Here is a 19,400-nt window from a genome sequence, read left to right on the forward strand (position 1 = left end):
GGCCCGGTAACGCCTCATGGCCCGTGTTTTCCGCCACGTGAGACTCGGAGGTTTGCCCGGATATCGATGCCGGCTGTCTCGGGAGTCACTTGCATCCCTAGAATCCGCTGGCATGTCCACGGAACGGGAGTACGAGGCGGGGGCGTACGGCATGCAGGCGGCGGGCGGCGCGTCCGGCGTCCAGCCGAACGTGTACCACCCGCAGCCGGCTCCGGCCCCCGCGTACGAGCAGTACGCCGACCCCGCCGCCGCGCACGGCTGGCAGAACGCCTACGACGACACGCGCGCACTCGTCCCTCCGGCCGAGTCGCCGGAGTGGGCCGACCAGGCCGAGCAGGCCGAGCAGGCCGAGCAGGCGGGGCCGCCGGAGCGGGCCGGGGTGCCGGCCGTGGCCGCCCCCGCGGGCTCGCGTGAGCCCGGCCGGGCCGGCCGGCGGCGGGCCGCGCGACGTTCGGGCGGCCGGCGCCGGATGGCGGTGGCCGCCGGCGCCCTCGGCGTGGCCGGTGCGGTCGCGGCGTTCGTCGCGCTGGGCGGTTCCGACACCCCGGACGGCGCGCGTCCCGGCGCCGGCCGGAGCGCGGGCGCCGAGTCGGCGTCCACGGGCCCGGACGGCGAGACCCCCTCGCAGGACACGGCGTCCCCGGCCGGCGTCGGCTCCGACGGCTCCTCGCCGTCCCTCGCCGCCTCCTCCCCGGACCCCGCCGCCCCCGCCACCGCCGGCACCCGGGACGCGACCGGCCCGACGGACGGCGGCCCCGGCCCGGCGACCTCGGCTCCGGCCCCCTCGGCGTCCGGTACCGCGAGCCCGACGGCGACGACCGCCGCGCCGACGGTGTCGCCGTCCGCCACGGCCGTCGGCAGGGGCCGCGGACGCGGCCACGGCACCACGAAACACCCGTAGGGTCGGGCGCCGGTGACGACGTGTTCCGTGCCGCGGGCGGTCGCGCCGCCGCCCGCGCGCACAGGGAAACCCCTATGACCTGACGCCGCGTCTTGTCCCCGCACCCCTCTGCTGCTGAGAATGCGCATGACAACCGATGGGCGACCGGAAGCAACTCCGGTCGCCCCAGTCGTAAGAGGGGACCCCCACGTGAACAAGCCTCTCCTTGCCGCGCTCTCCGCCCTGGCGATAGCCGGGCTGGGCGCGACCCCGGCGGTCGCCGCACCGCACACGGCCGCCAAGACCACCACCCCGCACACCACGAAGGCCGTCAAGGCGACCGTCACCTTCGCCGGCACCGTCTCGCTCAGCAACTGCTCCGGCTCCGTCATCCGTTTCCCGGGCTCGGCCGACACCGACCCGGCGCTGGTCCTGACCAACGGCCACTGCCTGGAGACCGGCATGCCGGGCCCCGGCGACGTCATCACCGGCCAGTCGTCCAGCCGTTCCTTCGGTCTGCTGAACTCCTCCGGCACCAAGATCGGCACGCTCCGCGCCAACCAGGTCGTCTACTCGACCATGACGGACACGGACGTCACGATCTACCGCACCACCACCACGTACGCGGCCATCAAGAGCACGTACGGCATCAGCCCGCTCACCGTGCAGGACACGCACCCGGTCGCCGGCACCTCCATCAAGGTGGTCTCCGGCTACTGGAAGCGCACCTACAGCTGCAACATCGACGGATTCGTGTACCGGTTGAAGGAGGGCGACTGGACCTTCAAGGACTCGGTCCGCTACACGTCCTCCTGCAACACCATCGGCGGCACCTCCGGCTCCCCGGTCATCGACACCACCACCGGCAAGGTCGTCGCCGTCAACAACACCGGCAACGAGGACGGCGAGCAGTGCACGGTGAACAACCCGTGCGAGGTCGACGCGAACGGCAACGTCACCGTCCGACAGGGCATCAACTACGCCCAGGAGATCTACAACATCCCGGCCTGCTTCACCACCGGCAACAAGCTCGACCTGAGCGCGGCCGGCTGCACCCTGCCCAAGCCGTAGGCGCGGTTCACAGCGGCGTACGGCGGACGGAACGCCCCGCGAGGACGTCCGTCCGCCGGCCGTCCTCGACGGCGAACCGTCCGTCGACCAGCACGTACGGGATCCCGGCCGGCAGCGTGCGCGGCTCGGCGAAGGTGGCGCCGGGCGCGACCGTCTCCGGGTCGAACAGCACCAGGTCGGCCCGGTAGCCCTCGCGCACCAGCCCGCGGTCCGGCAGCCGCAGCCGCGCCGCGGGCCGGGAGGTGAGGTGGGCGACGCACTCCTCCAGGCTCAGCACCCCCAACTCCCGCACGTAGTGCCCGAGATAGCGCGGGAAGGTGCCGTACGCCCGCGGATGCGGCTTGCTGCCCTGGAGGATGCCGTCGGAACCGCCGGTGTGCGCGCGGTGCCGCATGATCGCGCGGACGTTCTCCTCGTGGCCGACGTGCTGGAGGACCGTCGTACCGAGCCGGTCGTCCACCAGCAGCCGGCGCGCCGTCGTCCACGGCTCCTCGCCGCGCAGTCGTGCCGCCTCCCGCACGGTACGGCCCACCAGGCCGGCCAGGGCCGGATCGGTGACGCCGGAGATCTCGATCGTCTCCCACTCCACCGGCACCCCGTGGCAGCCGTCCGAGCCGGTGACCTCCAGGCCGTACCGGATCCGCTCGGCCGTCCCCGGGTCGGCGAGCCGGGCCAGGACCTCCTCGGGGCCGCCCTCGCTCGCCCAGCTCGGCAGCAGCGCGGCGAGGGTGGTGCAGCCGGGGGTGTAGGGATAGGTGTCCAGCGTGATGTCCGCGCCCGCGTCCAGGGCCCGGTCGAGCAGCGCGAGCAGCTCCGGAGCCCGGCCCCGGTTCACGCCGAAGTTCATCGTCGCGTGCGCGAGGTGCAGCGGACAGCCCGCCTCCCGGGCCAGGTCCACCATCTCCGCGTACGCCTCCAGGGCGCCGGCGCCGTAGGAGCGGTGGTGCGGGCAGTAGTAGCCGCCGTAGGACGCCACCACCCGGCACAGCTCGGCCAGTTCGCCGTTCCCGGCGTACATCCCGGGCGTGTACGTCAGCCCGGAGGACAGCCCGACCGCGCCCTGCTCCAGCCCCTCGGCCACCAGCCGCCGCATCCGGTCCAGCTCCTTGGGGGTGGCCGGGCGGTCCTCCCAGCCGACGACGAGCGCCCGGACCGTGCCCTGCGGGACCAGATAGGCCGCGTTCACGGCGATCCCCCGGTCCAGCCGGTCGAGGTACTCGCCGACGCTGCGCCAGTCGGCCTCGACGTCGTCGCCGTACCCGTTCCAGCCGGTGATCGCCCGCCGCACCTCCTCCAGCGTGCGGTCGTCCACGGGGGCGTACGACAGCCCGTCCTGCCCGAGGACCTCCAGCGTGACCCCCTGCGCGACCTTGGCGCTGTGGTCCGGGTCGCGCAGCAGGGCCAGGTCGGAGTGGGCGTGCATGTCGATGAAGCCGGGGGAGAGGACCAGGCCCTCGGCGTCGATCTCCCGCACGGCGCGCGGACGCTGGCAGCCCGCCGCCGCGGCCTCCTTGACGATCGAGACGATCCGTCCGGCGTCGATCACGACATCGGCGCGGTACGACGGCTCACCGCTGCCGTCGACCACCTCGGCGTCCCGGACGACCAGGTCCTCCACGCGGGCCTCCTAGAAGAAGGTACGGATGTAGTCGACCACCGTGCCGTCCGCCTCGGCCACCGGGATCAGCTGCCACTTGTCGAAGGACGTGCACGGGTGGGAGAGGCCGAAGCCGACCCAGTCGCCGACCTCGACATCCGCGCCGGGCCCGGTGCGCAGCCACAGGTGCTGGTCGGACAGGGCGGTCACCTCGATCCCGGTCGCCGCGTGCTCGCCGCCGTCCCGGCGTACCACGTGCGCCACCGGGAGGTCGAGGTCGTAGGCGGCGTCCCGCTTGCCCGCGTTGACGAACGCCTCGGCCGGGGACGGCCGGGACACCACCTGCGCCCACAACCGGAACGCGGGCTCCAGCGCCCCCTCCTCCGGCACCCGGTTGAACGGGGTCAGCCTGCTGTAGTGCACGTCGTCGTGCGAGACGTACGCCCCCGAGCGCAGCAGCTTCAGCACGGGCCGGGAGAGCCCCGGAACACCGGCGAAGACATCGGCGACGGCGTCGAACCACTCGCTGCCGCCGGCGCTCACCACGATCTCGTCCGCCTCGGCGAACCGCCCGTCCCGGTCGAACTCCACGGCGAGCGCCACCAGCCGCTCCAGCCATGCCCGCACCCGCTCCGGGGAGGCGTCCGGCACCTGCGCCTCGTACCCCGCCACGCCGACGAGCCGCAGCGTCCCGGTGGCGGCCACCGCGTCGGCGACCGCCCGGGCCTCCGCCTCCGACCGCACGCCGGTCCGGGCGCCCTCGCCCGCGCCGACCTCCACCACCACGTCCACCGGGCGGGCGGTACCGCCGAGGGCCGCGTCCATCAGCTCCACCCCGCGCACGGAGTCGACGTAGCAGACGAACCGGAACTCCGGGTCGGCGGCCAGCTCGCCGGCGATCCAGCGCAGGGCGGAGGCGTCCACCAGCTCGTTGGCGAGGAACACGCGCGGGACGCCGAACGCCCGGGCCACCCGCACCTGGTGGGGCAGGGCCAGCGTGATCCCCCAGGCGCCGTGCTCGATCTGGCGGTGGAAGAGCTGCGGGGCCATGGAGGTCTTGCCGTGCGGCGCGAAGGCCAGGCCGTGCCGGGCGGTGTACGTCTCCATCAGCGCGAGGTTGTGCTCCAGGCGCTCGGCGGAGAGGGCGAGGACGGGGGTGGTGAAGCCGTCGCCGTCCCGGAAGAGGTTGCGCCGCTGGGCGGTCAGTTCGGCGACGGTGAGGCCGTCGGCGTCCGGCGGCAGGCCCTTGAAGCGGTGGTCGACACGTTCCTCGGCAAGGCGGGTGAGCGCTTCGGTGCCCATGGAGCCCCTCTCTCGGCCGTTGCAATATGCGCAACGGCCATTGCGTGTACTGCTAATGGTGTCTAGCATCTCGCCGAACACCGGGTCAACGGAGCCGTCACCCGGACCTCGACCGGAGTCTCGACAGGAGTCATCATCGACGACGCTGCTTACGCCCCGGCCGTTGCGCAGCCGTGGAAGACCGCGGACGTGGCGACGCTCGGCGAGACCATGGTCGCCTTCCTGCCCACCCGCCCCGGCCGCCTGGCCGACGTCCCCGCCTTCGACCGGGCCGTCGGCGGCGCCGAGTCCAACGTCGCCTGCGCCCTGGCCGCCTTCGGACACACGGCACGCTGGGTCAGCCGGGTCGGCGCGGACGGCTTCGGCGACCATCTCGTGGAGCGGATCGCCGGGTACGGCGTCGACGTCCGCGCCGTCCACCGCGACCCGGACCGGCCCACCGGGGTGTACTTCCGCACCGCCGGGGACCGGGGCACGGGTGCGCACGAGGTGGCGTACTACCGGGCGGGCTCGGCGGCGTCGGCGATGTCCCCGGCCACCGTGGACCTGACGGCACTGCGCGCGGCCCGCATCCTGCACCTGTCCGGCATCACGGCGGCACTGTCGCGGGACTGCCTGGAGCTGCTGCACGAGCTGACGGCCCCCGCCCCGGGCCGCCCGCCGGTGTCCTTCGACGTCAACCACCGGCCGGGGCTGTGGCGCGACCGCGAGGGCGGCCGGCTGCTGCGGGAACTGGCACGGCGCGCGGACATCGTGTTCGTGGGGGAGGACGAGGCCGAGGAGGCCTGGGGCGTCACGGGCGGCCCCGACGCGATCCGGAGGGAACTGCCGGAACCGGGGGTGCTGGTGGTCAAGCAGGGGGAGAGGGGGGCGACGGCGTTCGTGCGACCGTGCACGGGCGAGCGCGGTGCCGGCACCTTCGAACCGGCCCTGCGCACCGCCGTCGTGGCCACCACCGGCGCCGGGGACGCCTTCGCCGCCGGATTCCTCTCCGCGACCCTGCGCGGCCTCCCCGTGCGGCATCGCCTGCGCCACGGCCACCTCTTCGCCGCGGCCGTCCTCACCGCCCCCGGAGACCTCGCCGCGCCCCCCGCCCGCGACCACGCCGACCGCCTCGCCGCCCTGGACGACGGCGCATGGGGGAGACTGCGACTCGGCCCCGGCTGGACGCAGGCCGATCGGGCCCCGGAGGAGGCGAACATCCCATGAGTCAGACCGTCGACCGCGCCCTGAGCATCCTGCCGCTGCTCGCCGAGGGCCCCGCCGACCTGGGCCGGGTCGCCGAGCGCCTCGGCGTCCACAAGTCCACGGCCCTCCGGCTCCTGCGCACCCTGCACGAACACGGCCTGGTCTACCGCCAGTCCGACCAGCGCTACCGCCTCGGCGCCCGCCTCTTCGCCCTCGCCCAGGAGGCGATGGAGAACCTGGACATCCGCGAGATCGCCCACCCCCACCTCGTACGGCTCAACGAGCAGTGCGGGCACACCGTCCACCTCGCCGTCCACGAGGAGAACGAGGTTCTCTACATCGACAAGGTGGACAGCCGCTACCCGGTCCGCATGTACTCCCGGATCGGCAAGCCGGTCGCCATCACCGTCGCCGCCGTGGCCAAACTGCTCCTCGCCGACCTGCCCGAACCCGAGCGCCGCGCCCTCGCCGAGCGGCTCGACTACCCCCTGTACACGCCCCGTTCGACCCCGAACGCCGACGCCTTCCTGAAGGAACTGGCCACGGTGCGCGAACAGGGCTGGGCCACCGACCTCGGTGGCCACGAGGAGTCCATCAACTGCGTCGCCGCCCCCATCCGCGGCGCCGACGGCCGGGTGGTCGCCGCGATGTCGGTGTCCGCGCCGAACGTGGTCGTCACCGCCGAGGAACTCCTCGCCCTCCTGCCGCTGGTACGCCGTACGGCGGACGCGATCAGCGGCGAGTACTCCGGACGAACCCCAGTGAAGGACCCCACCGTATGACCGACAAGACCGCGCTCACCCCGAAGACCCACACCACCCCGCCCGCGAAGTTCTCGCACGGCGTGAAGAAGGGCAACATCCTCCAGGTCGCCGGCCAGGTCGGCTTCCTGCCCGCCGAGGAGGGCAAGCCCCCCACGCCCGCCGGCCCCACCCTGCGCGAGCAGACCCTGCAGACCCTCGCCAACGTCAAGGCGATCCTGGAGGAGGGCGGCGCCGGCTGGGACGACGTGATGATGATCCGCGTCTACCTCACCGACACGGCCCACTTCGCCGAGATGAACGAGATCTACAACGCCTACTTCGAGGAGCAGGCCCTCACCCAGCCGCCCGCCGCCCGCACGACGGTCTACGTCGGCCTGCCGGCCGGCCTCCTCATCGAGATCGACGCGCTCGCCGTACTGGGCTGACGACCTCCACCGGACTCCACCGGACTCCCGCGGACTCCCGCAGCACTCCCGCACGCACGCCGTCCCCGGCGCGGCGCCCCCTGGCGCCGTGCCGCGATCCCCCCTGCCCGAAAGCAGCATGCACGTACGCAGAGGACCCCCGTATGTCCTACCCGATCGCTGCCCCCGTCCCCGCCCCCGCCACCCCACCCCACACCGGAGGCCTGCTCCTCCTCGTCGACGGCACGGCCGGACTGCTCACGGTCGCCGCCGTGGGCGTCGCCCTGCTCCTCTTCCTGATCATCAAGGCCAGGCTCCAGCCGTTCGTCGCCCTGCTCGCCGTCTCCATAGCCGTCGGCCTGCTGGCCGGCCTGTCGGTCACCGAACTCTTCGGCACGGTCCAGCGCTCGGACGCGGTGTCCACCATCGAGTCCGGCATGGGCGGCATCCTCGGCCACGTAGCGATCATCATCGGCCTGGGGACGATGCTCGGCGCGATCCTCGAGGTCAGCGGCGGCGCCGAGGTGCTGGCCGCGCGCCTGCTGGCCCTGTTCGGCGAGCGCCGGGCCCCTCTCGCGATGGGCCTGACCGGCCTGGTCTTCGGCATCCCGGTCTTCTTCGACGTCGGCATCTTCGTCCTGGCCCCGATCGTCTACGCGGCGGCGAAGCTCCCCCAAGAGCCTCCGACAGGCTCCGGTTCAGGGGGTACCCCCACCGGCAAGTCGATCCTCCTGTACTGCCTGCCCCTGCTGGCCGGCCTGTCGATGACCCACGCCTTCCTGCCCCCGCACCCGGGCCCGGTGGCCGCGGCCGGACTGCTCCACGTCCAGCTGGGCTGGGTGATCCTCATGGGCGTCGTCTGCGGCGTCCCGGCCGTCCTGGCCGCCTGGGCGTACTCCGCGTGGATCGGCAGGCGGATCTTCGTCGCCGTACCGCAGGACATGGCGGAGGCCGCCCAGGAGGCGCGGCGCGCGGTGCTGGAGGAGCAGCGTGCCCAGGGCCTGGCCTCGCGGGAAGAACCGGTACCGCTCGGTACGGTCCTCGCCGTCATCGGTACGCCCCTGCTGCTGATCCTCGCCGCGACGTTCTCCTCGATCGCCCTGGACCCGTCCCCCGCCCGCGCGGTGATCGAGTTCTTCGGCCACCCCTTCGTGGCCCTGACGATCGCCCTGCTCCTCGCCTACTACGTCCTCGGCATCCGGCGCGGCTGGTCCCGCGCCTCGCTGGAGAAGGTGTCCACGGCGTCACTGAAACCGGTGGGCAACATCCTGCTGGTCGTCGGCGCGGGCGGGGTCTTCGGGGCCGTACTGAAGGCGAGCGGGGTCGCCCAGGCGCTGTCGGACACCTTCCACGACGTGGGCCTGCCGGTGATCGTCCTGTCGTACCTGATCTCGCTCGTGCTGCGCGTCGCCCAGGGCTCGGCGACGGTGGCGATCGTGACGACGGCGGGCATCGTGGCCCCGCTGCTGACGCAGGATCAGCACTCCCCGGCCTTCACCGCCCTCGTCATCATGGCCATCTCCGCGGGCTCCATCTTCGCCTCGCACGTCAACGACGGCGGATTCTGGATGGTGGCCAAGTACTTCGGCATCAGCGAGCGCGACACGCTGCGGACCTGGACGGTCCTGGAGTCGGTGCTGTCACTGGCGGGGTTCGCGGTGGCGGCGGTGGTCAGCGTGTTCGTGAGCTGACTGGTTCCGGCACAGGGAAGTCGTCCATACTGCCGCCGTGGAGCAGCGCATAGGATCGAGCAGCAAGCCGTCGAAGGCCGAGCCGTTGAAGGCGGAGCCTGTCACGGGCGCCGGTTTCGACCCGGCGTACATCCCGGGGATCACGGGTCCGACGCCCAGGGAGCCGGTGTCGAAGGAGCCGGGTCCCGCTCAGGCGACGGCTGAGGAGCTGAAGGCCGAGACGGCGGTGGCCGAGAAGCCGGCACGGCCCGCCGACGAACGGGAGGCGGATGCGGACGGCCCGGCCGACGGCCTGACCGACGCCCCGGCCGACGAACCGGTGACCGACGGCCCGGTCTTCGAGGCCTCCGACCGCCGGGCGCGGATAGTGGCCGACCGCCGGGGTGTCCGCCTCAGCCTGGACGAGGAGGCCTGCGAGTTCCGCTGGGACGAGATCGCCGCCGTCGAGACGGAGTCGCCCCGCTTCGGCAAGCGCTACACGATCACCGTGCACACGCCTGACCGCCGCTGGTACCCGATCGAGATCGAGGCGGCGGCCAGGTCGCGGTTCAAGGAGTGGGACGAGCAGCTGGACGCGGTGCTCGACGCCTACTTCGAGGAGGCGTGACCCCTAGCTGCAGTACTGGTCGGCCTTCCCGATCGACCGGTACATACAGTCGGCGTTCTCCAGCAGCTGCAACACGGCGTCCTTGTTCCGGGAGGTCTCCCGCTCGATGACTTCGTCGGGCGGGTAGAACCCCCCGTCCCAGCTGGACGTCGGGTACATCTCGAAGGTGTAGTCGAAGATCCTGTGCACACCCCACAGGTAGTCGTCGATCGACCCGTCGGTGATGTACAGGTCGCTGGACTGCTCCGCGGTGTACCCGTTGCTGGCGGCCATCTTCTGTCCGACGGCCTTGAAGGCGGCGGCGTCGTCCGCGGTCATCCCGGTGGCGGTGTCGTTGTACGTCCACCCGAACGGCCACAGCACCAGCTCGCTGTAGGTGTGGAAGTCGATCCCGGCCTTGATCTGCTGCTTGCCCCCGACGACCCGGCTGCGCACGAAGTCGGAGACGACCTTCACCTCGGGCGCGGACTCGGCGGCGGACCCGCGGTAGGTCTCGGAGGACGCCGACCCCGACGACCCGCCGCAGCAGCCCCACTTGTAGTTCCAGTTCCGGTTGAGGTCCGTGCCGACGTACGAGGACCCGGAATTGGGCTGCCGGTTCTTCCGCCAGGAGCGGTACGACCCGCTGGCGATGTCGTACTCGCCCCCGTCCGGATTCAGATCGGGAACGATCCAGAGCTCGCGGCTGTTGACGATGTTGGTGATCCTCGGATCGCTCCCGTACCCCGCACCGAGTTCGCGCAGCAGGTACAGCGCCATCTCCACGGTCAGGTGCTCGCGCGCGTGCTGGTGGGCGGTGAACAGCACCTCGGGCTCGTCCTCGTCCGTCCCGACGTTGTCACTGACCTTGATGGCGACGATGTCCCGCCCCTGGTACGACTTCCCGATCACCCGCTTGCTCATGATGCCCGGGTAGGCGGCGAGCCGCTGGTCGATCTCGGCGTTCATCTCGGCGTAGTTGTGGTACTTCGCGTCGGCGCTCGGGAAGTCGTAGAGCCGCGCTCCGCCCCGCTGCGGCACGTCCCCCAACGGCTGTACGTCGTACCCCATCCGGCGCAGCCTGCTGATCTGCTCGGCCCGCCCGGAGACGACGACACTCTCCTCGTCGGCTTCGTCGACGGTGACACCGGTCGCCTGAATGGCCGTACGGGTGACGGCGGTCGTGCCCCGGTGAATCTCGTACTGCCGGACGTCGTCGTCGGCGGACCCGGCCCTGCGCACGCTGTCGGCACGGGCATGGCCGAGACCGGCCGAGACCGGAGCGGCGAGGGCGAGGGCCAGCAGCGCACCGAGCGCGGCGGTACGTCTGCCGCCGCGCGCGCCGGAGCCGCGGATGCGAAGTCGCATGAACTCTCCTTGTGGGGTGGAGGTGGGGATGTTCCCGTGCGACGTGCGGATGTGAACCTGGAGGGGCCTTCTTGGGGGGTCCCTGTGGGTTCGCCGTGCGGGTGGCGCTCATGGTGCGCCCTTGACATGATCAGGTCAAGTACATGTCAAGGCGCCCGACGGAAACCGGACGGAGCCGGTGGGGCGGGTAGGGCCAGGCCAGCCAGACGTCCTGCCCCACGTCCTGGACCTCGGCGAGCAGGACGCCTCTCAGCTCGTCCACGCCGAAGCCCGCGACATCGACGCGCCTCTCGGCCCGCCGGACCAACGCGGCGAGCCTGTCCGGCGATCCGCCCAACACGTCGAGAAAGCCGTCGTACGTGCTCTCGTACGCCCCGATGGTGCCCAGCACACCCCTCAGCCGGGGAGGCACCCGACCGCTCCGGCGGAGGGCATGGGCGCCTTCAGGGCGTCGAGGAAGGTGACGAAGGCGGGGGCGGGGAAGGTGAGGGTGGAGCGGGCGGGGGCCTTGGAGTCGCGGACGGATATGTGGGTGTCGAGGTGGGCGACTTCGACGCAGCTGTTGCCCTCACCTCCGCCGGAGAAGGACGACTTGCGCCAGTGCACGGCCAGGGTCATCGGGCGCCTCACAGTTCCTTGATCATGTGGTGGACGAAGTCCCGCATCATCTCGATGCCGGCTCCGGCGAACCCGTCAGCCGACCGAAGTCCCCCGGACGGGCCCCACCGGTGGTGATTGGCAGATCCATTCCAGGCAGCGCCTGGAAACGTACAGGTGGCGCTGTCGGCGCGGCTTGTGGAGTGGAACAGATCTGCCAATGCCTGCTGGCCGTCACCGGAACGGGATGGTGAGCCAGGGGCTGCCGGGGTCGGACACGAGGATGTGATGGGCCTTGACCATGTCCTGGTACCAGTCGCCGAACTCCTCGTCGTCGAAGTGGAGGCACCGTCCGAGGATGTAGCCGGCGGAGAAGTCCTGCCAGGACTTGTAGGACAGGGCGGCGGCCCGGCCGGCCTGGAGGACGGCCGCCTCGGCCTCTTGGAGGGTGCCGAGGCGGGCGCCCAGTCCCCACCGGGCCATCTTCGAAGCGCGGCCGAGATCCCAGGCGTCGACGGACGAGACGTACCGGTTGCCGTCGAGCACACCGTCGGCGCGCATCCGGGCCTCGTAGCGGGTGATCCGCCCGATGAGCCGCTGTACCCCCTCGACGTGCGCCTCCACCTCGGACTGGGGCCGGGGCTCGGTCTTGGTCACACCGTCCTCGCCGACGACGACCGAACCCTCGGACCTGGCACGGATGACCTCGGCGGCGGCCTGGCGCCAGTAGCCCGCGTCGACGTGTCCGCCGAAGTCCCGGGCGATGGTACGGCGCAGGCCGAGGGCGAAGTCCCAGACAGAGCTGTGCTGTTCGCAGGCGAGGAGGTCGCGGAGGTAGTACTGCCACTGCTCGCGGGTGGTGATTCCCCACCACTCGCGAAGCCGCTTCCGCTCACCCGGATAGCCGGTGCCGTGCCACGCCATGGCGTTCCAGAAGGAGCCGTTGTTCACACACAGGAGCGCGCCGCAGGCGAGACTGTGGGCCACCGGGCCGTGCAGGGGGCCACCGACGCGGAGGGTACGGAGCCGCATCGACCGGTTCTGCGGCGGGGCCTGCTCTCCGTACCGGGCCCAGGCCGCCGAGTGCGGTGGCGCGGAGGGCAGGAACGCCTCACAGGGGCTTCCCGGATTGACGACGATCATCGGTGGGTCCGTCGGCTGCCATACCTTGGCGAACCATTCCAGGTAGTTCCAGCCGAACACCCGGTGAGGCTCCGGCGCGGGCAGCATGCCCTCGGTGTACACGGCCCAGATCCGCCCGCCGGCGACGCGGGGGTCGTACCCGAAGACGGCGTACGTCGCGCTGGGTGTGGCATCCGCCTTGTCCTTCTGTATCTCGAAGAACAGCCTGCTCTGCGCGAGCGTTCCGAAGTACGCCGCCCAGTCCTCACGCAACTTGGCCTCGAACAGCGCCTGCTCGACCTCTGACGGAGGGGTCCAGGCGGCGGGCGGGGGAGGAGGAAAACCACCAGGTGGCGGACCGAACGACATGAGATTCCTGTCTTACGTCGGATCAGTTTTTCCAGAGGCTGGGTTCTGCTGGAGATGCCGAATGATCAGCTCCGAATCGGTGAACGGGATGTCCAGGCACACCAGACACGGCGAGATCAGCTGACCGGTGACCAGCAGTACGGGACAACCCTTAGCGAAGTCTCACCCGGCGGGATCTGGGCAAGGGCGAGCGAGAACAACGACGGCGCTAAGAGCTCCATCGCCTGCCAGGTGGATTTCGACATTTTCGCAGGTAAGTACGCGTGCGGTTTGATTCGCCGTGAATAGCAGCGTTGCTGTGTCGTCTCCTTTGAGGAAGGATACGGCCTCGCTGGATGTTATGACCCTGGATCGGAAATCTGAATAGTCCGGCTTCGTGGAATCGCCCCAAGGGGAGCAATCGAATACGGGGATTCCCGTGCCGGCCTCGTGGGGCAATTGAGGTAGCCCTGTGTCAACCGTTCTGGGGGGCTCATCGATGACGACCAGCTCCCGGATCGCTCCAGACTGTGGGTCTACCTTGATCTCCAGTTCGCCGCCAGCTTCCCCGGTGATCCGCCAGTAGAGGGGCTGCAGCCTGCTCTCATTGATCCAAGTGACAGTCAGGGGGATGTAGGGATCGCTCTCCGTTTCGACCGCCGTGCAATTTGTGACGCCGATAGCCTTGATCAAGTAACTTTCCCTTCACCCTTTGTATAGCGCGTGTACCAGCGCTGGAAGTGGATCCTCTGGTCGTTTATTGAACTTCAACTCCCAATCTCCCACCTCTGTCATCTTACCCAAGGGAATGCCGTCCCTTGTGGCTGCCGTCACTGCTTGTTGGAGGCTCTTGAGTTGGACTTGGTTGATGAGCCCGATCTTGTCATGGGTTGCTAGCTCGGCTATTCTCCCCTGGGCGTATTCGTTCAAATGCTTCGTTGCGTTGGCGTGCACCCATACGCGTTGCTCGCCTGCCTGCATCTCGAAAGACCTCGGAATCTCGGTCCCTGGATAGTTCGGCTGTGTGGGTTTGATGTCCTCCCAGACGGTCTTTTGGTTGCACCCTGGAGCGAGGCCAAGCAGGTCCGTCCATGTGTGAGGGTTGTGCACATATGTTGCCGGATTCGGGGCTGGCGTCAGCCCAAGAGGATCCAGGGTGAGGTATCTGGCAATTTCGGAATCGTAGTGGCGGAAGTAGTTGTAGTGGAGGCCGGTTTCGGGGTCGTAGTACTGGCCGGGGAAGCGGAGGGGAGTGTAGGTGGTGCCGTTCGTTGACCATGCCGTGGTTCCCCAAAGGGTGCTGCGAGTGCGCCAGGCGATCTCGCCTTGTTCGTCCACCAGCTCGGTGGGAGTCCCGACCAGGTCCGTGACGATTCCGAAGAAGCGAGAGTCAATTTCCCCTTGAGTGGCGTCTGTTGCGGTGATGCGTTCCGTTTGAGTAAGCGGGTGAATGCCCTGGTGGTCCCAGGTGAGGGTGACCGGGTTGGGCAGGCCGAGGGATGTCGTGGTCTGTTCGCAGAGCGTTGTGCCGTCCCAGGTGAAGTCCACCCTCTCTACGGCCGTCTCGCCGTCGTCCGCGAGTCGGAGTTTTGCCGTGCGACGGCCCAGCGGGTCGTAGGTGTAGCGCCAGCGGGTGCCGTCGGGGGTTACCACTGAGGTCAGGCGATCCTCGGTGTCCCATTCGTAGCGCCAGATGTCCGGTTTGCGGGACAAGCGGGTTTTCTGGCGGAGGGTGATGCGGCCGAGGGCGTCGTGTTCGTAACGGACGTTGCCGGCTCGGGTGATGCGGGTGCCCGTGTAGGTGCGGGGGCCGGTCGCCTCATGGCCCGGGTGGCTCCTCGCCCAGAACGCCTCAGTCTGGTTGCCTGCCTCGTCGTAGGCGTACCGCTCCGTCCAGTCGGCCGCGTGGACCGCTGTGACCCTGCCCGTCGCGTCCAGGTCGAAGCGTCGGGTGCCGGACAGGTGGTCGTCTATGCCGATCAGGTTGCCGTCGGCTCGGTAGGTGTAGCTCCGGTGTTGGATCCTGTGGCCCGCGGCGCCGGTCACCGCCTGGGTCGTCAGGCGGCCCATGGAGTCGAAGGTGTGTTCCAGGGTGATCGTTCTGCCGATGTGGCGGGTTAGTTCGCGGCCCGCTTCGTCGTACGTGAAGTTGATCGCCCGGCCTGAAGCCATCATGCGCGTGCGGCGGCCCGCTGCGTCGTACGACCAGGTCGTCCTGGCCCCGGTCGGGGTGGTGCGGCCGGCGCGGCGGCCGAGGGCATCGTAGGTGTACGTCACGGTGCGGCCGTCGACCGATTCCGAGCGCAGGCGGCCGTACCGGTCGCGCAGCAGCGTCAGTGTCGTACCGTCAGGGCCCGTTGCCTGGGCCAGCTGGTCGGTGAGGTCGTAGGCGTACGTCGTGATGCGGCCCGCCGCGTCCTTGCGGAGTACCTGGCCGAGTTCGTTCCGCTCGAAGGACGTCACCTCGCCGAGTGCGTTGCGTCGGGAGATCAGGTGGCCCGCCGCGTCGTACTCGTATGTCAGGGTGCGGTCGTCGAAGTCCGTCTCCGATACCAGACGGCCGGCCGGGTCGTACGCGTAGTCCCACGTCAGACCCTGCGGGTTCGTGACCTTTGTCAGGCGCAGTTCCGTGTCGTGCGCGAATTCGTAGCGGACTCCGTCCGGGCCCCTGCGGGCCGCCAGCAGGTCGAAGTGGGTGTACTCGAAGTGGGAGACGCCGCCCAGCGGATCGGTGTGACTGGTGCAGTTGCCTTCGCCGTCGTACGTCCACGTCTCCGTCGTGCCGTCGGGAGCCGTGCGGCGGGTCAGGTGGCCCTTGATCGACCACTCCAGGCGAGTTGTCGCGCCGGTGGGGTCCGTGATGGTGGTGGGACGGCCGAGGGCGTCCCGTTCGTAGCGGGTCACCGCTTCGAGCGGGTCCGTGACCTCCAGCGGTAGGCCCGCGCCGTCGCAGACGACCGTCGTGGTAGCGCCCAGCGGATCCGTCACCGACGTGAGATGGCCGGCCTCCGTGTACGTGAAGCGGGTCGTCTGGCCCGTCGGGTCCGTCACGGAGGTGCGGTTGCCCCTCTCGTCGTAGGTCTGGCGGATCACCGTGCCGTCCGGGTTCACCACCTTCACCGGCAGGCCCAGGTCGTCGTACTCCGCCCGTGCCTCGCGGCCGTCCGGGCGGACCACCCGCGTCAGGTTGCCTGCGTCGTTGTATTCGAACGTCGTCGTGTGGCCCAAGGCGTCTGTCGTGGACAGCAGGCGGTTGTAGCGGTCGCGGGCGTAGCGCGTGGTCGCGCCCACCGCGTCCGTCTCGGCGATGACCTGGCAGCGGCGGTTGATCCGGTAGTGGGTGCTGTGGCCGTGCGAGTCGGTGATCGTCGTGGTGTGCTCGCCGGTGTCCGCGTCCACCAGTCCGTAGGTGAAGGTCGAGGCCAGGTGGCCGGCTGCGCCGGACTGGTGGGTGCAGCGGTCCTGGGCGTCGTAGGCGTAGGTGAAGCGGCTGTCGTTGGTGTCCGTCCAGGAGACGATGCGTCCCTCGGCGTCGTACGCGAAGCGCAGGGGACGGCCGGAGGAGTTGACGACCTCGCTCAGGTGGCCGTCGGTGTAGCCGTAGCGGACCAGTTCCTGGTCGGTGCCGTCCGGCGCGGCTCCGGCCAGGTGCAGGGCGGTGACCCGGCCGTCGGCGGTCGACAGCAGCAGGCGGTAGCCGCCGCTGTGGGTGAGGGCGCGCGGGGCGCCCGCCGTGTCGTACTCGAACGCGATCCAGTTGCCGTTGCGGTCGTCGATCTGTTCCAGCACCGCCAGGTTCTCGGAGCGGTCGGCGAAATGCCGTACGTGGCCGGACTCGGGGTCGGTGAGGGTGTAGCCGTCGTCCGTGCGGTCCAGCGGCCAGCGGGGGCCGTGACCGGGGAGCGTCGGCACGCCGGGCGCCGGGTGGGGGTAGGCCAGTATCAGGCCGTCCTCGCCGACGAAGACCACGCCTTGCGCGTCGATCTCCAGGCGTTGGTCGAGCGTGGAGGACCAGGTCGTGCCGAACCAGCCGCCGAGCCGGTACGACGACTCGAACTGTCGCTTGAGGACCAGGGGAGGGGCGCCGGGGAGGGAGACGTCGGTCTGCGGCAGCACCATCCGGCCGGTCGCGACGTCGACCGGGTCCTTCTCACAGACCTTTTCGAGCGGTCGTCGGGAGACGTCCTCGGGTCCCCTTTCCACCGCGTTCCGGGCGGCGCTGCGCAGGCCCTGCTCGGCGCCCTCTTCCGCCGCCTTCCGGGCCAGTCCCGCTTCCAGCCCGGCGCCGTCGCCGAGGAGGAACTGGGGGGCCATGCGCCCACTGAACTCGGACGGGTCCTTGCGGAACTCCTCCCACATGGTCTTGGCGGTGCGTTCGGGGTGGGCGGCGGTGGAGGTCAGGCCGGAGAGCGTCATGCTGACGTTCTGCATGTAGGCGGCCGGGTGGGTGAGGTTGTAGGGGTCCGTCGGGTCCAGACCGCGGACGAAGTTGACCAGGCCGGCCGTGCCCTTGGCGACGCCGCCCGCGAAGTGGGTGAGTTCGATGCCGGTGGACAGCGCGCCGTCCTTCAGGTCGCCCTTGAGGCGGTCCAGGGGCGGGGGCTCGGCGGGGGCGTGGGCGAGCGCCGCCTTGACCTTGCCCTGGGCCTCGGAGGCGGCGGTGTTGCGCTGCTTGCGGGCCTCGGCCAGCTTGTGCTGGGCGGCCTGGACGGTGGCCTTGCCCGGGTCGTGGAACTTCCCCGGATCCGGGCCGGGGTCCTCGCCCGCCTTCGCCTTCGCGTTGTACGTCTCGACCTTGTCCTTGTACGTCTCGAACGCGGTCTTGGACGCCTTCACGCCCTTCTTGTAGAGCTCTACGGCTTCCTTGGCCTGGCCTTGCGCCCACTTCACGGTGTCGGCGTACGAGTCCAGCGCCTCCGCCGCCGACTTGCACGCCTCTGCCGCCTGGGCCCATCTGGCGGGGTGGACGCCGAACTTCTTGCGGAAGGCGTCGCCGCCCTCGCCCTTCCAGCCGGAGGAGTCGACCTTCTTCAGGCCCTGGCCGACCTTGTCGAACGCGTCGTGGAAGTCCCGCAGGTGCTTGGCGCTGTCCCGGATCTTCGCCGGGTCGCCGTGGACGAGTTCGTTGGCCTCCTCGGTCTGGCCGAGCTGCTGCTCGCCCGGGGTGGCGCCGAGGTCGGAGGCGATCCCGTCGCCCCAGTCCTCCACCACGTCGGCCCACTTGTGCAGGCCGACCTCGTCCAGCTTGTCGCCGACCTTGTCCGTGGCCCAGTCGACGCCCTCGCCGAGCTTCTTCTTGCCCTTGTCGTAGAGGTTCTCGGCACCGCCCAGCAGGGCGTTGGTCACATCCCCGATGCCCATCAGCCCTCACCGCCCGGCTCGTCACCAACCAGGTCACCCACGCCCACGCCCGGCACCGGTCCGATGGTGTGCGAGGTCGTCACGTCGTCCGCGGCCTGCTTCCAGCCCCGCTTGCTGTTGGCCCACGCCTTCTCGAACGACTCCTCGCTGTAGTCGACGTCGCCGCCGTAGGCACCGGATGTCGCGATGTCGCCGTAGCCCATCTTCTCGACGTCCTTCTCGGAGGCGTACGGGTTGCCGACGGCCGCGTTCTCCACGACCTTCACCGTGCCCTCGACGTACTTGTCGGTCTCGTAGTACGTGCCGGCCGCCAGGCCCGTCTTCTCCGCGAAGCCATTGCCCTCGGCGATCAGCGACCGCACCCCCCACTCCCAGCGCTCGCAGAACGACTTGAACTCGTCCGTCAGGCCCTCATGGCCCAGCTCCAGGCCCGACAGCGCGATCTCGGCGAAGCCGCGCCCGGCCCCGGACGTGCCGAAGCCGCCCAGCTCCTTCAGCTCACCCAGCGCATCGGTCAGCCCCTTGGCGATCAGGCCCAGCCCCTCGGTCGCCAGATCCTTACCGGTCACCGCTCATCCCCCGTCACACCCTCCACGTCCACCGCCACCGCATCCGGCACGATCCCCCGCACCGGAGGAAAGACCATGCCGTCCTCCCCGTCGGCGCAGTCCAGCGCCACCCCGCACGGCATCCCCACCGCCGGAACCGCCGCGTCCAGCAGGCGTGCGCCCAGCCACCGCTGGTAGGCCCAGTCCCGCGCACCCTCGCCCCGCGCCACCGCGAAACGCGCCAACGCCCCTTCGTCCGAGAACGCGTAGATCCAGCGGACACCGCCGAAGTCGGCCGTCAGAGGTGCCTCGTCCTCGTCCACCGGCACCAGTACGGCCGTGCGCCGGAACTCGCCCAGCAGGACGGCGAACTCCCGGCGCCTGTGGTCGGGATCGCCCGTGGTCTCCGGCCGCCGGTCCGGCACCGCGACGTCCGCGTAGTCGTACAGCCGTGACCTGCGGACATTCCCCGTCGAGTTGGCGTCGCCCCCGTGTTCAGCCATGTCCGGGATCATCACACCGACCTGCGACCAGGGGCAAAAGGGATAACGGCGGACCGCTCAAGTTCGGCCG

General features: G+C 70.4%; 17 protein-coding genes. 7 read left to right on the forward strand and 10 right to left on the reverse strand.

Features of this window, described 5'->3' with window-relative positions:
* Window positions 1-112 precede the first annotated feature (112 nt).
* Both IEZ20_RS23090 and IEZ20_RS23095 read left to right on the forward strand, forming a co-directional pair.
* Window positions 113-901, forward strand: a complete 789-nt coding sequence (locus IEZ20_RS23090) for a hypothetical protein (protein ID WP_229896219.1) — start codon at window positions 113-115, stop codon at window positions 899-901.
* Between the two features lie 189 nt (window positions 902-1,090).
* Entirely contained in the window at window positions 1,091-1,951 is an 861-nt protein-coding gene (locus IEZ20_RS23095; protein ID WP_189301832.1) for a S1 family peptidase, read from the forward strand.
* 7 nt (window positions 1,952-1,958) lie between these two features.
* On the opposite strand, the gene IEZ20_RS23100 is transcribed toward IEZ20_RS23095, so the two are convergent.
* Both IEZ20_RS23100 and IEZ20_RS23105 read right to left on the reverse strand, forming a co-directional pair.
* Window positions 1,959-3,569 (reverse strand): N-acyl-D-amino-acid deacylase family protein, encoded by a 1,611-nt coding sequence (locus IEZ20_RS23100; protein ID WP_189301834.1) that lies wholly within the window; start codon window positions 3,567-3,569, stop codon window positions 1,959-1,961.
* A gap of 9 nt (window positions 3,570-3,578) precedes the next feature.
* Entirely contained in the window at window positions 3,579-4,850 is a 1,272-nt protein-coding gene (locus IEZ20_RS23105) for an amino acid deaminase (RefSeq protein WP_189301836.1), read from the reverse strand.
* Window positions 4,851-5,060: 210 nt separating this feature from the next.
* On the opposite strand from IEZ20_RS23105, the gene IEZ20_RS23110 reads away from it, so the two are divergent.
* The 5 genes from IEZ20_RS23110 (at window position 5,061) to IEZ20_RS23130 (ending at window position 9,504) form a co-directional block, all read left to right on the forward strand.
* Window positions 5,061-6,059 (forward strand): sugar kinase, encoded by a 999-nt coding sequence (locus tag IEZ20_RS23110; RefSeq protein ID WP_189302235.1) that lies wholly within the window; start codon window positions 5,061-5,063, stop codon window positions 6,057-6,059.
* Window positions 6,056-6,820, forward strand: a complete 765-nt coding sequence (locus tag IEZ20_RS23115) for an IclR family transcriptional regulator (protein ID WP_189301838.1) — start codon at window positions 6,056-6,058, stop codon at window positions 6,818-6,820. The genes IEZ20_RS23110 and IEZ20_RS23115 overlap by 4 nt, the downstream gene beginning before the upstream one ends.
* On the forward strand, window positions 6,817-7,227 hold the full coding sequence (locus tag IEZ20_RS23120) for a RidA family protein (RefSeq protein ID WP_189301840.1): 411 nt from the start codon (window positions 6,817-6,819) through the stop codon (window positions 7,225-7,227). Before IEZ20_RS23115 ends, IEZ20_RS23120 begins: the two co-directional genes overlap by 4 nt.
* Window positions 7,228-7,370: 143 nt before the next feature.
* Complete coding sequence (locus IEZ20_RS23125) at window positions 7,371-8,897, forward strand: GntP family permease (RefSeq protein WP_189301842.1); 1,527 nt, start codon at window positions 7,371-7,373, stop codon at window positions 8,895-8,897.
* Window positions 8,898-8,934: 37 nt separating this feature from the next.
* Complete coding sequence (locus IEZ20_RS23130) at window positions 8,935-9,504, forward strand: hypothetical protein (RefSeq protein ID WP_229896220.1); 570 nt, start codon at window positions 8,935-8,937, stop codon at window positions 9,502-9,504.
* A gap of 3 nt (window positions 9,505-9,507) precedes the next feature.
* Here IEZ20_RS23130 and IEZ20_RS23135 read toward each other — a convergent pair whose 3' ends face one another.
* The 8 genes from IEZ20_RS23135 to IEZ20_RS23170 all read right to left on the reverse strand — a co-directional run bounded on the left by IEZ20_RS23135 (window position 9,508) and on the right by IEZ20_RS23170 (window position 19,330).
* A complete protein-coding gene (locus tag IEZ20_RS23135; protein ID WP_189301844.1) occupies window positions 9,508-10,851 on the reverse strand; it encodes a M14 family metallopeptidase in 1,344 nt (447 codons plus the stop codon).
* A gap of 130 nt (window positions 10,852-10,981) precedes the next feature.
* The gene (locus IEZ20_RS23140) at window positions 10,982-11,242 is read right to left on the reverse strand and encodes a hypothetical protein (protein ID WP_189301846.1); all 261 of its coding nucleotides are present in this window, start codon (window positions 11,240-11,242) and stop codon (window positions 10,982-10,984) included.
* Window positions 11,243-11,247: 5 nt separating this feature from the next.
* Window positions 11,248-11,469, reverse strand: a complete 222-nt coding sequence (locus tag IEZ20_RS23145; RefSeq protein WP_189301848.1) for a DUF397 domain-containing protein — start codon at window positions 11,467-11,469, stop codon at window positions 11,248-11,250.
* Between the two features lie 213 nt (window positions 11,470-11,682).
* Entirely contained in the window at window positions 11,683-12,939 is a 1,257-nt protein-coding gene (locus IEZ20_RS23150; RefSeq protein ID WP_189301850.1) for a DUF1266 domain-containing protein, read from the reverse strand.
* 162 nt (window positions 12,940-13,101) lie between these two features.
* Entirely contained in the window at window positions 13,102-13,611 is a 510-nt protein-coding gene (locus IEZ20_RS23155; protein WP_189301853.1) for a hypothetical protein, read from the reverse strand.
* 12 nt (window positions 13,612-13,623) lie between these two features.
* Window positions 13,624-18,279: a putative T7SS-secreted protein gene (locus IEZ20_RS23160; protein WP_189301855.1), complete on the reverse strand. Its 4,656-nt coding sequence runs from the start codon at window positions 18,277-18,279 to the stop codon at window positions 13,624-13,626.
* A complete protein-coding gene (locus tag IEZ20_RS23165; protein ID WP_229896221.1) occupies window positions 18,279-18,848 on the reverse strand; it encodes a hypothetical protein in 570 nt (189 codons plus the stop codon). Before IEZ20_RS23165 ends, IEZ20_RS23160 begins: the two co-directional genes overlap by 1 nt.
* Entirely contained in the window at window positions 18,845-19,330 is a 486-nt protein-coding gene (locus IEZ20_RS23170) for a hypothetical protein (RefSeq protein WP_189301858.1), read from the reverse strand. Before IEZ20_RS23170 ends, IEZ20_RS23165 begins: the two co-directional genes overlap by 4 nt.
* Window positions 19,331-19,400 lie beyond the last annotated feature (70 nt).

Origin of the sequence: Streptomyces cinerochromogenes, from assembly GCF_014648635.1 — a bacterium.
In the GTDB taxonomy this organism is placed as follows: domain Bacteria; phylum Actinomycetota; class Actinomycetes; order Streptomycetales; family Streptomycetaceae; genus Streptomyces; species Streptomyces cinerochromogenes.